General features: G+C 40.0%; 15 protein-coding genes and 1 pseudogene. 10 read left to right on the top strand and 6 right to left on the bottom strand.

Features of this window, described 5'->3' with window-relative positions:
- Positions 1-41 precede the first annotated feature (41 nt).
- Together DX522_RS04845 and rmuC are read right to left on the bottom strand one after the other, a co-directional pair.
- Entirely contained in the window at positions 42-599 is a 558-nt protein-coding gene (locus tag DX522_RS04845) for a TIGR00645 family protein (protein WP_111382915.1), read from the bottom strand.
- An 82-nt stretch (positions 600-681) separates the two neighbouring features.
- On the bottom strand, positions 682-2,292 hold the full coding sequence (gene rmuC / locus DX522_RS04840; protein ID WP_115180019.1) for a DNA recombination protein RmuC: 1,611 nt from the start codon (positions 2,290-2,292) through the stop codon (positions 682-684).
- 111 nt (positions 2,293-2,403) lie between these two features.
- On the opposite strand from rmuC, the gene DX522_RS04835 reads away from it, so the two are divergent.
- The 3 genes from DX522_RS04835 to DX522_RS04825 all read left to right on the top strand — a co-directional run bounded on the left by DX522_RS04835 (position 2,404) and on the right by DX522_RS04825 (position 4,028).
- Positions 2,404-2,784 (top strand): hypothetical protein, encoded by a 381-nt coding sequence (locus DX522_RS04835; protein WP_115180018.1) that lies wholly within the window; start codon positions 2,404-2,406, stop codon positions 2,782-2,784.
- Between the two features lie 84 nt (positions 2,785-2,868).
- On the top strand, positions 2,869-3,222 hold the full coding sequence (locus DX522_RS04830; protein ID WP_115179798.1) for a helix-turn-helix domain-containing protein: 354 nt from the start codon (positions 2,869-2,871) through the stop codon (positions 3,220-3,222).
- Positions 3,207-4,028 (top strand): IS3 family transposase, encoded by an 822-nt coding sequence (locus tag DX522_RS04825; protein ID WP_115180017.1) that lies wholly within the window; start codon positions 3,207-3,209, stop codon positions 4,026-4,028. The genes DX522_RS04830 and DX522_RS04825 overlap by 16 nt, the downstream gene beginning before the upstream one ends.
- Before the next feature lie 50 nt (positions 4,029-4,078).
- Here DX522_RS04825 and aphA read toward each other — a convergent pair whose 3' ends face one another.
- Positions 4,079-4,786, bottom strand: a complete 708-nt coding sequence (gene aphA, locus DX522_RS04820; protein WP_014064597.1) for an acid phosphatase AphA — start codon at positions 4,784-4,786, stop codon at positions 4,079-4,081.
- Positions 4,787-5,006: 220 nt separating this feature from the next.
- On the opposite strand from aphA, the gene hslV reads away from it, so the two are divergent.
- Positions 5,007-5,537 carry an ATP-dependent protease subunit HslV gene (gene hslV / locus DX522_RS04815; RefSeq protein ID WP_115180016.1) on the top strand — a complete coding sequence of 177 codons (531 nt, stop codon included), beginning with the start codon at positions 5,007-5,009 and terminating at the stop codon, positions 5,535-5,537.
- Between the two features lie 9 nt (positions 5,538-5,546).
- Positions 5,547-6,879 (top strand): annotated as a pseudogene (gene hslU, locus DX522_RS04810) (HslU--HslV peptidase ATPase subunit).
- 78 nt (positions 6,880-6,957) lie between these two features.
- Here hslU and slyD read toward each other — a convergent pair.
- The 3 genes from slyD to rraB all read right to left on the bottom strand — a co-directional run bounded on the left by slyD (position 6,958) and on the right by rraB (position 8,850).
- The gene (gene slyD / locus DX522_RS04805; protein ID WP_115180015.1) at positions 6,958-7,602 is read right to left on the bottom strand and encodes a peptidylprolyl isomerase; all 645 of its coding nucleotides are present in this window, start codon (positions 7,600-7,602) and stop codon (positions 6,958-6,960) included.
- Between the two features lie 43 nt (positions 7,603-7,645).
- A complete protein-coding gene (locus DX522_RS04800; RefSeq protein ID WP_115180014.1) occupies positions 7,646-8,359 on the bottom strand; it encodes an SIMPL domain-containing protein in 714 nt (237 codons plus the stop codon).
- A gap of 62 nt (positions 8,360-8,421) precedes the next feature.
- Entirely contained in the window at positions 8,422-8,850 is a 429-nt protein-coding gene (rraB, locus tag DX522_RS04795; protein WP_049363970.1) for a ribonuclease E inhibitor RraB, read from the bottom strand.
- Between the two features lie 206 nt (positions 8,851-9,056).
- Between rraB and truD the strand changes: the two genes are divergently transcribed.
- Genes truD through nlpD form a run of 5 tightly spaced genes read left to right on the top strand, consistent with a single transcriptional unit; the run spans position 9,057 to position 12,910 of the window.
- Positions 9,057-10,079 (top strand): tRNA pseudouridine(13) synthase TruD, encoded by a 1,023-nt coding sequence (gene truD, locus DX522_RS04790; protein WP_115180013.1) that lies wholly within the window; start codon positions 9,057-9,059, stop codon positions 10,077-10,079.
- A complete protein-coding gene (gene surE, locus DX522_RS04785) occupies positions 10,079-10,819 on the top strand; it encodes a 5'/3'-nucleotidase SurE (protein WP_115180012.1) in 741 nt (246 codons plus the stop codon). The genes truD and surE overlap by 1 nt, the downstream gene beginning before the upstream one ends.
- A 51-nt stretch (positions 10,820-10,870) precedes the next feature.
- The gene (locus DX522_RS04780; protein ID WP_115180011.1) at positions 10,871-11,446 is read left to right on the top strand and encodes a YqaA family protein; all 576 of its coding nucleotides are present in this window, start codon (positions 10,871-10,873) and stop codon (positions 11,444-11,446) included.
- A gap of 16 nt (positions 11,447-11,462) precedes the next feature.
- On the top strand, positions 11,463-11,651 hold the full coding sequence (locus DX522_RS04775; RefSeq protein WP_115180010.1) for a hypothetical protein: 189 nt from the start codon (positions 11,463-11,465) through the stop codon (positions 11,649-11,651).
- Positions 11,652-11,674: 23 nt separating this feature from the next.
- The gene (nlpD, locus tag DX522_RS04770) at positions 11,675-12,910 is read left to right on the top strand and encodes a murein hydrolase activator NlpD (RefSeq protein WP_115180009.1); all 1,236 of its coding nucleotides are present in this window, start codon (positions 11,675-11,677) and stop codon (positions 12,908-12,910) included.
- Positions 12,911-12,968 lie beyond the last annotated feature (58 nt).

Raw genomic sequence — 12,968 nt, 5'->3', positions numbered from 1 at the left:
TAACTTTTTGGGGTCAGATCAATTTGACCGCACTTTGTGTATTAATGGTTTTTGTGGCTTGTACTGTAGAGGATTTTGTCGGTATAAGCCATTGCAATCGCTGAAATCAAGAAAGAAAAATGAATAATCACTTCCCACATAATCGTTTTTTCAGAAATTTTTGAGGCATTAACAAAGGTTTGCAATAAGTGAATAGACGAAATGCTGATAATTGACATAGAAAGTTTAACTTTCAGCACGGTCGCATTCACATGGCTCATCCATTCAGGTTGATCCGGATGATTTTTCGTGCGTAGTTTTGAGACGAAAATCTCATAACCGCCTAATGTCACCATCACTAATAAGTTCGCAATCATCACCACGTCAATGAGATTGAGTACGGTGAGCATGATAGTGTCAGAATCCATTTCATTAACATTGGTGATGAGATACCACAAGTTTTTCATAAACTTGTAGGCATAGATGCCTTGCACGACAATTAAACCTAAATAAATAGGCACTTGTAGCCAACGACTCGCAAAAATTGTTTTGCTTAGAAAACTGGTTTGTTCGTTATATTTTGCACATGGATCCGTGATTTCTTTTTGTTCTGTCGCCATAAAATTCCCCACAAATAAAAAATTTAAATAAAAAAGTGGCAAGAAAATAGCCGCTTTTGAAGAAAAATTCAACAGGTATGCTTTATTTTACCCCGTTCTCGGTAGTGATAAGGGATAGGCGCGTTAAGTCCACGTCATTATTGAGTAATTCAACGTTTGGCATGCTCTTGTTAGCTTTCGCTGACAAGTCTTTAAAGCGTTCCACTTTTCCCACTAAACCTTGTTGTCCCACAAGGGCGGTAACGGTGCTGTTGTATTGATTGCTCACAGTGGAAAGGGTGTTCCCCAGTTTGTTTAAACGTTCTGCCACCAAGCAAATCTGGTTGTAAATTTCACCTGCTTTTTCTGCGATTTCTTTCGCTTCGACGTTGCCACGTTCGATACGCCATAAATTCGCCACTGTGCGTAAAATTGGCATGAGGGTCGTGTGCGAAACCATAATCACATTTTTCTCGTAGCCATAATTAAATAGATTTGGATCTAATTTTAAGGCTTCAATATAAGCGGGTTCCACTGCAATGAACATCAAGACAAAATTAGGACTGCGCATGCCAATCAAATTGCTGTAATCCTTGCTGTGCAAGTCATCAATGTGATTTTTCAGGGCTTTAATATGCTCCCTTAGTAAACGCTCACGTTCAAATTCATCCTCAGAATTGACCGCACTTTCGTAAGCATTCAATGACATTTTGCTATCAATAATAATATTTTTCTCATCAGGTAAATTGAGCACAAAATCAGGATAGTTTCGACCGCCTTGTTCATCTTTAAAATGGGCCTGTGCACTGTAATGCACGTTTTCAATGAGTCCAGCAAGTTGAAGTGCGCGTTCAAGTTGCACTTCTCCCCAGTTGCCTAAGGTTTTCTTTTCCCCTTTTAGCGCAGAAGTTAAATTATTGGCCTCTTGCGACATATTTAAGCCGATTTCCAATACTTTTTTAATTTCCGCTTCTAAGCCCGCATTACCTTTCACCGATTCCGAATGGATTTCATTGACCCGTTTTTGAAAGCCTTCGATTTGTTCTCGGAAAGGCTTCAACAAGGTTTCCAATGCCGTTTGATTGGTTTGATTAAAGGATTGGCTTTTTTCTTCCAAAATGCGGTTGGCCAGATTTTGGAATTCTATACCAAGCTGTTGTTTGGATTGCTCAATATGCTGTTGCTGTTCGGCAAAATGCTTTTCTTTTTCGGAAAGGGTGGTTTTGAGCTCTGTTAATTCTTGTGAAAGTGCGGTCAATTTTTCCTGTGTTCTTTGCTGCTCTTGCTCTTTTCTAAGTAGATTTTCCTGAGCTTGTTGTAATTGACCTTGCAAGCTTTCAGCTTGTGCAGATGCTATTCCAAAGCGTTCTTTTAATGCCGTAATTTGCCCGCCAATTTGATCGTGTCGTAGCTGTTCTTCATCCAATTCTTTTTCTAAATATTGGATTTTTTCATCACGTTCATTAAGACGAGTTTGTAAGCCTTCCGCATGGGTTTGTGCTTTCACGGCTTGTTGTTCTAATTGATTTTTGACCACACTTAAGGAATCAAAACGCTCAGCTAATTGATTGTAATCGCCGATGGTTTTATTGAGATCTTGTTGTAATTCTTGCGTATCTCGTTTGCTGCGGCTTAATAGAAAAAGCATCACAATACTGATAAAAAACAGCATGGCAATGATGATTAAATATTGATTAGACGTGAGTTCTGACATAAATAGGCTCCTGGAAACAGAAAAATTTTATCATATTCCCAGAAACTTTTTTTAAATTAAATGTTCAAAGGCTTGCATTCAAAATGAATGTGATTTTAAAAGGTAATTTACATGAAATTAAAAGCGAAAGTTATTCTTTCTTCATTGGTATTGGTATTAGCCTTATTTTCAACTAGGACATTTGCCGCTTCAATTCCAAGCGAAATTTATCGTCCGCATGGTGCTAAAGTGAGCAAAACTGATCGCCAAGGTAATGGGGAATTTGAAGCTGAGTTTCGTTTAAATGCGAAAGATACCAGTGTACCTAGACTGGCAAAACAAGTGATTAGTCATGCAAAACGTAAAGGATTCCACGTTACTGAATCTGAAATTAAGCATGACGATGCAGACTTAAAATTTGAGCGAGGCGATCAAGAGCTTGATGTGTCTATTGAGTTGAAAGATAAGGATCGAATCGAATATAAAGCAAATTTAGACTTAGATAAGAACTAAAATGTAAGTATAAAGTGCGGTCAAAATGATCTGCACCCCAAAAGTTGGACTCAACAAACCAACAATTGAGGTGCAGATTTTTTTATGGGTAAACACTACACAATCGAATTTAAATTACAGGTTATTCAACCTATTTTGAATGAGAAAATGAGTATTAGAGAAGCCGCGCGTTTTTACAATATTCCCTCCAACACCCTAGTCGGGACATGGTTGAAACGGTTTGAAAAAAGTGGCATAAAAGGACTGATTCCCCGTAAACCATCAGGACGACCGCCAATGAAACCCAAATATGCCAGAATGCCACCGCCACCCAAAACTGAAGAAGACCGTTTACGCCTGAGAATTTTACAGCTTGAAGCGGAGGTGGCCTACCTAAAGGAGTTGAGAAGGCTCAGACTTCAGGACGAAGCCGAGCAACGGAAATTATCCAAAGGTTAAGAACATGCTATCCGTTAAAATGGCTTTTAGGCTTTGCACAGTTAGCGCGTAGTACGTTTTTTGCGAAACTTCAGATTAAACCGGATAAGGATGAGTTGTTGAAAAAGGCCATTAAACGCATCAAAGCCAATCATCCTGATTATGGCTACCGACGTGTTCATGCCTGTTTACCAGACGTAAATCATAAAAAAGTCCAACGCTTAATGCAGACACTTGGGCTTCAAGTGCGGTCAAGAAAAAGCAAGAAATTTACGACCTATCGAGGCACGATAGGGGGGATTGCACCGAATTATCTTGAACGCGATTTTAGTGCAACGGCTCCTAAACAAAAATGGGTAACTGATATCACAGAGTTTAAGGCGAAAGATGGGAGTAAAGTCTATTTATCTCCAATTTTAGACTTATTTAACAATGAGGTAGTCTCCTATAATCTCAGCTATTCCCTAAACTGGGCGCAAGTAGAGGACATGTTAATGCAAGCCGTCAAAGGATTAAATAAAGCTTGTGGTGTCATTTTGCATTCAGACCAGGGATGGCAATATCAAATGGTAGCTTATCGTCGAATCTTGGCTGAATATGGCATTATTCAAAGTATGTCGAGAAAAGGGAATTGCTTGGACAATGCCGCGATGGAAAGTTTCTTTGGGCGATTAAAAACGGAATGTTTTTATGGTCGGGAATTTAAAACAAAAGAAGAGATAGTTGATGCTGTCAGAGATTATTTGGATTACTATAATCATCGAAGGATTCAACTAAAATTAAAAGGACTGAGTCCGATACAATATCGAAAACAATCCTTTAAATAACAGTCTAACTTTTTGGGGTCAGATCAAAATAACCGCACTTTTTAGGAAGATTAGTAGTTTGAGTTAATCAATACTTCTTCACCGTAGCCACCAAGGGTTGGCATTGGTTGATAAGTGGAGTTAGCAGCACGCATTAAACGAATACCACGAATACCCGCTTCTTTTGCTGCGAGGATATCGTCATCGCTGTCACCATAGTGAATACTCACTTTGTGCTCAATAATACCTGGTGTTTTGTTATATTTAGTTGGAAGTTTGCGACCGCCCATGAATTCTACAGGGTGCATGTCTTTAATATTAAAGGCTTTTTGTAGCACTGGTGTCACACCATCTTTATCGCCCGCTGTACGACCGGTAATAAAATAAATTTGGTCACCACGTGCTTGGTGCATGTTAATTAAATCCACCGCAATTTGTTTTGGAATGGAATATTGGTCACAACCTGCATTCACTTCATTCCAGAAATCTTGATTTTTTAAGTAATCATTTTTACCTGGAGAGTATTTTTCTTGGCCGTGATAGAAACAAGGGCTACTGAAAAGTACAGTATCGTCAATGTCGAAGCTCACATTAATGGGGGCTTTACCTTCCAATTCTTTTTTCAACTGCTCAACAGAGATCCAGTGAATCGGTTTTTGCTCTGTCATTTCACGAGCATTCGTACCTTGTTCAGTGTAAGGTTCTTTGTTTGATGCAAAAGTAGAGACTGCGCTTGCCGCTAAAATTGCAATGGCAGAAAGTTTAAGTAAATTTTTCATGTTTTCCTCATTAAGTAGTTTGTTTTACTTGTAACAAATCATATTCCTTTAAAATAAAGATGTGAAATAATAGCAATCGTTTGCCATTTAGAAAAGTGATCTTTGTCACATTTTTTTGAGATGGTTGTTTAATAAAACATCAAAGAAAAATTTCCCCTTGAATTTGGTGGAATCGATCGCCATATAACGAGTAACTTTTCTTAAAAGAAGGATAAAAAGAATGACAACAATTGTAAGCGTACGTCGTAATGGCCAAGTAGTTGTTGGGGGCGATGGACAGGTTTCACTAGGCAATACAGTGATGAAGGGGAATGCCCGCAAAGTACGCCGTTTATATAATGGCAAAGTTCTAGCCGGTTTCGCAGGCGGCACAGCTGATGCGTTCACTTTATTTGAATTATTTGAGCGTAAATTAGAAATGCATCAAGGGAATTTGTTAAAAGCCGCGGTGGAATTAGCCAAAGATTGGCGAACCGATCGTGCGTTACGCAAGTTAGAAGCGATGCTGATTGTGGCGGATGAAAAAGAAAGTTTAATCATTACCGGTATTGGTGATGTGGTGCAACCGGAAGCCGATCAGATTTTAGCGATTGGTTCAGGCGGTAATTATGCGTTGTCGGCCGCTCGTGCATTGGTGGAAAATACCGATTTATCAGCACGTGAAATTGTTGAGAAGTCTTTAAAAATTGCTGGTGATATTTGCGTGTTTACCAATACGAATTTCACTATCGAAGAATTACCGAATAAATAAGGAAAAATTATGTCTGAAATGACCCGCGTGAAATTGTTTCCGAATTAGATCAACATATTATCGGCCAAAAAGAGGCGAAAAGAGCGGTTGCGATCGCATTACGTAACCGTTGGAGAAGAATGCAGTTGCAAGAGCCACTTCGCCATGAAGTGACCCCTAAAAATATTTTAATGATTGGTCCAACGGGTGTGGGGAAAACCGAGATTGCGCGTCGTCTTGCAAAATTAGCTAATGCACCATTCATTAAAGTGGAAGCGACCAAGTTCACCGAAGTGGGCTATGTGGGGAAAGAAGTGGACTCCATTATTCGTGATTTAACGGACAGTGCGATGAAATTGGTTCGCCAACAAGAAATTGCGAAAAATCGTGCGAAAGCAGAAGATGCGGCTGAAGATCGTATTTTAGATGCATTACTACCACCACCAAAAAATCAATGGGGTGAAGTGGAAAACCACGACACCAACAGCAGCACTCGCCAAGCGTTCCGTAAAAAATTACGAGAAGGTCAATTAGACGATAAAGAAATCGAAATTGATGTGTCGGCGGGCGTTTCAATGGGTGTGGAAATCATGGCACCTCCAGGTATGGAAGAAATGACCAATCAGTTGCAATCCATGTTCCAAAGCCTGGGTTCGGATAAAACCAAAAAACGCAAAATGAAAATTAAGGATGCATTAAAAACCTTAATTGACGATGAAGCGGCCAAATTGATTAATCCAGAAGAATTGAAACAAAAAGCCATTGATGCCGTTGAGCAAAACGGTATTGTGTTTATTGATGAGATTGACAAGATCTGTAAAAAAGGCGAATACAGTGGTGCGGATGTTTCTCGTGAAGGTGTGCAACGTGACTTATTACCATTGGTGGAAGGTTCAACGGTTAATACCAAACACGGGATGGTGAAAACCGATCATATTCTCTTTATTGCATCGGGTGCATTCCAAGTGGCGCGTCCATCGGATTTAATCCAGAGTTGCAAGGTCGTTTGCCGATTCGTGTTGAATTATCAGCATTAACGGCAGAAGATTTTGAGCGTATTTTAACTGAGCCAAATGCGTCTTTAACAGAGCAATATAAAGCGCTTATGGCAACAGAAGGCGTGAGTATTGAGTTTACACAAGATGCGATTAAGAAAATTGCTGAAGCAGCTTTCCGTGTGAATGAGAAAACAGAGAATATCGGAGCAAGACGTTTACATACCGTTATGGAACGTTTAATGGATAAAATTTCATTTGATGCGAGCGATATGAACGGACAAACCGTGAATATCGATGCGGCCTATGTGATTGAGGCATTAGGCGAAGTGATTGAAAATGAAGATTTAAGTCGATTCATTCTGTAATGAAAGTTTAGATAAAGAAAAAGTGCGGTTATTTTTAACCACACTTTTTTTGTCTCTAGTTTTATCTCTAGATTAAGATTAGTGACCGCCGCAACCACAGCCGCCATGACCGTGTCCGTGATCATGATCGTGTTTATGACCACTGCCACAGCAACCGCCGTGTTCATGATCGTGATCATGGTGATGGTGATGGTGACCGTGACCGCCGCAACCACAACTGTGACCATCTTCGTCATCGTGATGGTGGTGATGATCGTGTGCACCATGTACGTGACCGTGAGCAATTTCTTCTAATGTTGCTTCACGAGTGCCAACAACTTCAACAGTGAAGTGTAATTCTTGACCCGCTAACATATGGTTACCATCAACCACTACTTCATCGCCATCCACTTCAGTGATCACAACAGGAACTGGGCCGATGTCTGTATCTGCTAAGAAACGCATACCAACAACCACTTCATCAACGCCTTGGAATACCTCTTTTGGTACACGTTGAACCATGTTTTCATTGTATTCGCCGTAGCCTTCTTCAGGTTGAACACGTACTTCAAATTTGTCGCCAACTTCTTTACCTTCTAAGGCATTTTCAAGACCAATGATTAAGTTATTGTGGCCTTGTAAATATTCTAATGGTTGATTTGTTGGTGCTTCATCAACTAATACACCGTCTTGAGTACGTACTTGGTAAGCGATACTCACAACCGTATTTTTTGCTACTTTCATATTGTTTTCCTTATTAAAAAATCGTCGTTCATTGTATAGAAAATTATTCTTTAAGCAATGCAATTCGCGCATTCACACTGACTTTAATTTTCTCTTTGCCACTTTGAGTGTAAGTTTCATCTTTTTCATCCGAGTAAGAGAAACTTTTTGCCATTATTGCCCCTGCAGCATAAGGGCGGAAATCATTCGCTGAATCATTGGCAGAAGACACCTCAAGGCTTTGTGTGTGATAACCTTTCATCTGCAAAGATTCTTGAATTAATAGGGCTTTATCTTTAACTTTCGCTAAAGCTTCTTTGGTTAATTCTTTTTCTAAGCTATTTAATTTCTCACGTGAAACAGACGCGCTTACGCGATCAATGGCTAATACGCCATCTAATTCATGCACTAAGGTTGATAATGCTTGAGAATCTTTACTTTCTAAGGTTAATTCTGCACGCGCAATCCAGCCTTGTTGTTTGCCTTTATTATCATAGCGAATCCAGGTATTACGAGAATTGTCCTTAATTTCAACCGCACTTTGTGCTTTTGCTAACTCAATGGCTTTATTCATTTTTTCTGCCATGGTTTTATTGAGTGCGGATAAATCATTGCCTTCCGCTTGGTAAAAAAGGGAGACTTGTAATAAATCACGTTCTACTTCTTTTTCTGCTTCAACACTAAAGCTGACATCCGTTGGCTGATGAGATACGGGTTCTATTGCAAAAGAAGTGATAGGTAAGGCAAATAATGCTAAAGAAAGCGCTTTGAGTTTCATTGTTTCATTCCTATTTGGGTAAGATAAAAATTAAGGGCGATTTAACACGCCCTTTGTTATTATTAATGTAAACGTTCGTTGTCGTCTTCGACATCTTCATCGTCAAAAAATTCGCCGTCATCGCCGTATTCATCGTCCTCGGCATTTGGATCTTCAAAATACGTGCCCCAGCCATCATAAATGCCTTTGTATTTTTCCACTAATGGTAAAATTTCTTTTTGTTGTGCATCGATAATTTCGGGCTTTAATTCTACTTCACTGATGATGTCAAAACAGAAAATGACCTTGCCATTTTCATCTTCGAATTCTTCTGCTTCTGACACTTCATAGCCCGCTTTGAAAGCATCCACGGCAATTTTTTCTAAGGTATCAAAATCATAATGAGCGATGTGATGTTCGATAATATAAAGGGCATCCGGATCGCTGCCATCATTTAATAAGTCCGTAATGATTTCACGGGTTTCTTCTTGAAGTTCGTTAAAGTTCGTCATAAGGCATTCCTTTTGTCAGAAAAAGTGCGGTCATTGTAGGGGATAAAGATGAAAATGTCGCTAAAAATTTATTCTCATTTCAGTTTGCCTTGAAGGGGCGGAAAGGTTAAAATTCTGCGCGAATAAATTGTGCTTAACATGCCCAGCTGATCACGCTATTTATTGCAGCGAAAAAAGTTGGGCTTTCTTATTTTAGAACGAAAAAAATGGTCAAACATCTCCCTTATTTCACCTTAAAAACACCGCCAAAAACAACCGCACTTTTAAAGCAAGAATTTGCTGATTTTATTGTGAAAGAAGATCTTGGCTATGAAATGTCTGGCGAAGGCGAATTTGTGGCGGTAAAAATCCGTAAAACAGATTGTAATACGTTGTTTGTGGGTGAAAAACTTGCCAAGTTTGCAGGTATTTCTGATCGAAATATGGGTTATGCTGGTTTGAAAGATCGTCATGGCATTACAGAACAATGGTTTTGTTTGCAAATGCCAGGGAAAGAAACGCCTGATTTTAGTCAATTTCAATTGGAAGGTGTCGAGATTTTAGAAGTGACTCGCCACAATCGTAAAATCCGCACGGGTAGTCTTCAAGGAAATGCTTTCGAGATTTTATTGCGCGGAGCAAAAGAAAGTGATGAGTTAAATGAACGTTTAAATTTTGTGGCGAAATATGGTTTCCCTAACTATTTCACCGAACAGCGTTTTGGGCGTGATGGTCATAATCTGACTCAAGCGATTCGTTGGGCGAAAGGGGAGATTAAGGTTAAAGATCGTAAAAAACGCAGTTTTTACCTTTCGGCGGCTCGTAGCGAAATTTTTAATTTAGTTGTAGCAGAACGAATTGAACAAAATGTGGCAGATCAGGTTCTAAGAGACGATATTGTGCAATTAAACGGATCGCACAGTTGGTTTAAGGCCGATGAAAATGAAGATTTAGCGGTTTTACAGCAACGTTTAAACGAGCAAGATATTTTGCTGACCGCGCCTTTAATTGGAGAAGAAAATTTATCCGCAAGTGTGGTTGAAAATCAAGTGGTTTTAGAACATCAAGTTTTCCAAGAATTAATGAAACAAGAAAGAATGAAAGCCGCTCGACGCCCTTTATTGATGAAAGCAAAAGATTTCCATTGGACGTTTGTTGAAGAAGGATTGAAACTCTCGTTTTATTTGCCGGCAGGGAGTTATGCTACTGCATTGGTGCGAGAGTTAGTGAATATGAAGGAAGAAGAATAATGCGAATTTTAGTCAGCAATGATGATGGTTTTCACGCCGAAGGGATTCAAGTTTTAGCAAAAGAATTACGAAAAATTGCCGATGTGGTGATTGTAGCGCCCGATCGTAATCGCAGCGCAGCATCAAGCTCATTAACGCTTGTTGAGCCACTTCGCCCGCGTCATTTAGACAGTGGTGATTATTGCGTGAATGGTACACCGGCTGATTGTGTGCATTTGGCATTAAACGGTTTTTTATCTGGACAAGTGGATCTTGTTGTATCAGGCATTAATGCGGGTTGTAATATGGGGGATGATACGATTTATTCCGGTACTTTGGCCGCTGCATTGGAAGGTCGTCATTTAGGATTGCCAGCCATTGCTGTCTCTTTAGATGGTCGTCAGCATTATGAAACAGCCGCTCACGTGGTGTGTGATTTGATCCCTAAATTACATCCTCAATTATTGAATAAACGTGAAGTGATTAATATCAATGTACCAGATTTGCCTTATGAAGAACTTAAAGGTATTAAGGTGTGTCATTTAGGCTATCGCACATCTGCGGCTGAAGTGATTAAACAAGAAGATCCTCGTGGCGAAAATATCTATTGGATTGGTCCATCAGGCTTGCCAGAATATGATGGTGAAGGTACAGATTTCCATGCGGTAAAAAATGGGTATGTTGCCATTACGCCAATTCAAGCCGATCTTACTGCTCATCAGTCAATTGCTGCTTTACAAGATTGGCTGGAAAGTGAATAATGTGCCATTTTGAAACGAATTTTCCCCATTGAAGCAATAAAGGATAAGTGAATGAATATTTTTGGTGCGATGTATGATAAAACAATGCAATGGTCAAAACATCGCTTTGCCGTGTTTTGGTTATCCTTTGTAAGTTTTATTGAGGCCATTTTCTTTCCAATTCCACCCGATGTGATGTTGATTCCGATGTCAATGTCAAAACCGAAAAGTGCATTTCGTTTTGCACTTTATACTACGATTGCTTCGGTTGTCGGTGGAATGATTGGTTATGCTATTGGTTACTATGCCTTTGATTGGGTTCAAGGTTATATTCAACAATGGGGCTACCAAGCTGCTTGGGAACAGGCCATGGCGTGGTTTAAAGAATGGGGCATTTTAGTAGTTTTTGTTGCTGGTTTTAGTCCAATTCCTTATAAAGTTTTCACGATTTGTGCAGGTGTGATGCAAATGGCATTTATCCCATTTGTGATTACCGCATTTGTATCGCGTTTTGCTCGTTTTATTTTAGTGGCAAAACTTGCCGCATGGGGCGGAGAGAAATTCGCAACGAAATTACGTAAATCTATTGAAATCATTGGTTGGAGTGTGGTTGCTCTGGCTGTGATTGCTTATCTTATTTTAAAATAACAGGATGACCTTTTTTATGAATAAATTACTCTTAATTATCTCGAGTGCATTGCTGATCTCAGCTTGTACAGGAGAACCACAAAAACAAGATCCCGATGTATTACCTAATGGTATTATGCAACCCGTAGAAGGAACGGGAGCGGTTGCCGGTGGTAGCTTTATGCCGGAAATTGAAAAGAATTCGATGCCAAATCAAATGAAATAAATTTAATGTTAAAGGAAGAATAAATGAAAAAATCGTTTTTATTGCTCCCTGTGAGTATCGCTATTTTAACGGCTTGTAGTTCAAATAGCCCTGCGCCAATTGAAAATGTAGATGGCACACTTTCTCCAGGGGTAATGCAGCCTGTTGATAATAATTCGAGCGGTACATGGCAGCCAGAAATCCAACAAAATACGATGCCAAATACCATGGGCAATAGCGTGCCAACGGGAACTCAAACACCACAACCAAGTTTTCAACCGACTTATCAACCGGTTCAACAACCTGCTGCAGCACAGCCTAAACCAACGCCTGCTCCTGCACCGGTTCAACCACAAACTAAAACAGTAACGAAAACGGTTTCTGATTGCGCTAGCTCTGGCTCAATCAACGTGCCGCGTAATCCAAATACCAATGCACCGGATTACAGCCAAATTCAAAAAGGTTCATACAAAGGAAATACCTATAAAGTAAACAAAGGCGATACCATGTTCTTAATCGCTTACTTGACGGGTATGGACGTGAAAGATTTGGCAAGCATGAACAATATGAAAGAGCCTTATAGCTTAAGTGTAGGCCAAACGTTAAAAATTTCAAATTGTTCAACTAAAACGGTTACTACGACTGTACCCGTGAAAACGACGGCACCAGCTGCACCGGCAGCCCCAGCTGAACCAGAAGTGACTTATACACCAGGTGCGAACGGTACGCAAATTGGTTCTGATGGTACGGTAATTGGTCCAATTAAATCAGGTGTTGCAACAGGTGGTGCATCAACACCAGCGTTTACCAACAAGACACCGAGCACACCGGTGACAACGACAACGCAAGTGGAAACTACTACGAACGATACACCGATTAATGCGAACGTTGTGGCTCCAGTTGCATCGAATGTGGCATGGCAATGGCCAACACAAGGCAACGTGCTCCAAGGTTTCTCTAACTCTGATGGTGGTAATAAAGGGGTTGATATTAGTGGTTCTCGCGGACAAGCGATTAAAGCGGCAGCGAATGGTCGTGTTGTGTATGCGGGTAACGCATTACGTGGCTATGGTAACTTAATCATCATCAAACACAACGATGATTTCTTAAGTGCTTACGCACACAACGACAAGATCCTTGTGAGCGATCAACAAGAAGTGAAAGCAGGCCAAGAGATTGCGAAAATGGGTAGCACAGGAACCAATGCTGTGAAACTTCATTTCGAGATCCGTTATAAAGGTAAATCTGTTGATCCAGTTAGATACTTACCGAGAAGATAATCTTTCTCAGAAAAAAGTGCGGTTAAAAATGACCGCACTTTTTGTTATACTCTCACCA

The sequence above is a fragment of the Haemophilus parainfluenzae genome, from assembly GCF_900450995.1.
Classification (GTDB): domain Bacteria; phylum Pseudomonadota; class Gammaproteobacteria; order Enterobacterales; family Pasteurellaceae; genus Haemophilus_D; species Haemophilus_D parainfluenzae_O.
Note: the sequence above shows the minus strand (reverse complement) of the source record. Positions and strands in the feature narration are given on the sequence as shown.

Excerpts from the sequence above, each read along its gene's own strand:
- DX522_RS04845 (WP_111382915.1), bottom strand. The coding sequence starts at position 599 with ATGGCGACAGAACAAAAAGAAATCACGGATCCATGTGCAAAATATAAC.
- rmuC (WP_115180019.1), bottom strand. The coding sequence starts at position 2,292 with ATGTCAGAACTCACGTCTAATCAATATTTAATCATCATTGCCATGCTG.
- DX522_RS04835 (WP_115180018.1), top strand. The coding sequence starts at position 2,404 with ATGAAATTAAAAGCGAAAGTTATTCTTTCTTCATTGGTATTGGTATTA.
- DX522_RS04830 (WP_115179798.1), top strand. The coding sequence starts at position 2,869 with ATGGGTAAACACTACACAATCGAATTTAAATTACAGGTTATTCAACCT.
- aphA (WP_014064597.1), bottom strand. The coding sequence starts at position 4,786 with ATGAAAAATTTACTTAAACTTTCTGCCATTGCAATTTTAGCGGCAAGC.
- hslV (WP_115180016.1), top strand. The coding sequence starts at position 5,007 with ATGACAACAATTGTAAGCGTACGTCGTAATGGCCAAGTAGTTGTTGGG.
- slyD (WP_115180015.1), bottom strand. The coding sequence starts at position 7,602 with ATGAAAGTAGCAAAAAATACGGTTGTGAGTATCGCTTACCAAGTACGT.
- DX522_RS04800 (WP_115180014.1), bottom strand. The coding sequence starts at position 8,359 with ATGAAACTCAAAGCGCTTTCTTTAGCATTATTTGCCTTACCTATCACT.
- rraB (WP_049363970.1), bottom strand. The coding sequence starts at position 8,850 with ATGACGAACTTTAACGAACTTCAAGAAGAAACCCGTGAAATCATTACG.
- truD (WP_115180013.1), top strand. The coding sequence starts at position 9,057 with ATGGTCAAACATCTCCCTTATTTCACCTTAAAAACACCGCCAAAAACA.
- surE (WP_115180012.1), top strand. The coding sequence starts at position 10,079 with ATGCGAATTTTAGTCAGCAATGATGATGGTTTTCACGCCGAAGGGATT.
- DX522_RS04780 (WP_115180011.1), top strand. The coding sequence starts at position 10,871 with ATGAATATTTTTGGTGCGATGTATGATAAAACAATGCAATGGTCAAAA.
- DX522_RS04775 (WP_115180010.1), top strand. The coding sequence starts at position 11,463 with ATGAATAAATTACTCTTAATTATCTCGAGTGCATTGCTGATCTCAGCT.
- nlpD (WP_115180009.1), top strand. The coding sequence starts at position 11,675 with ATGAAAAAATCGTTTTTATTGCTCCCTGTGAGTATCGCTATTTTAACG.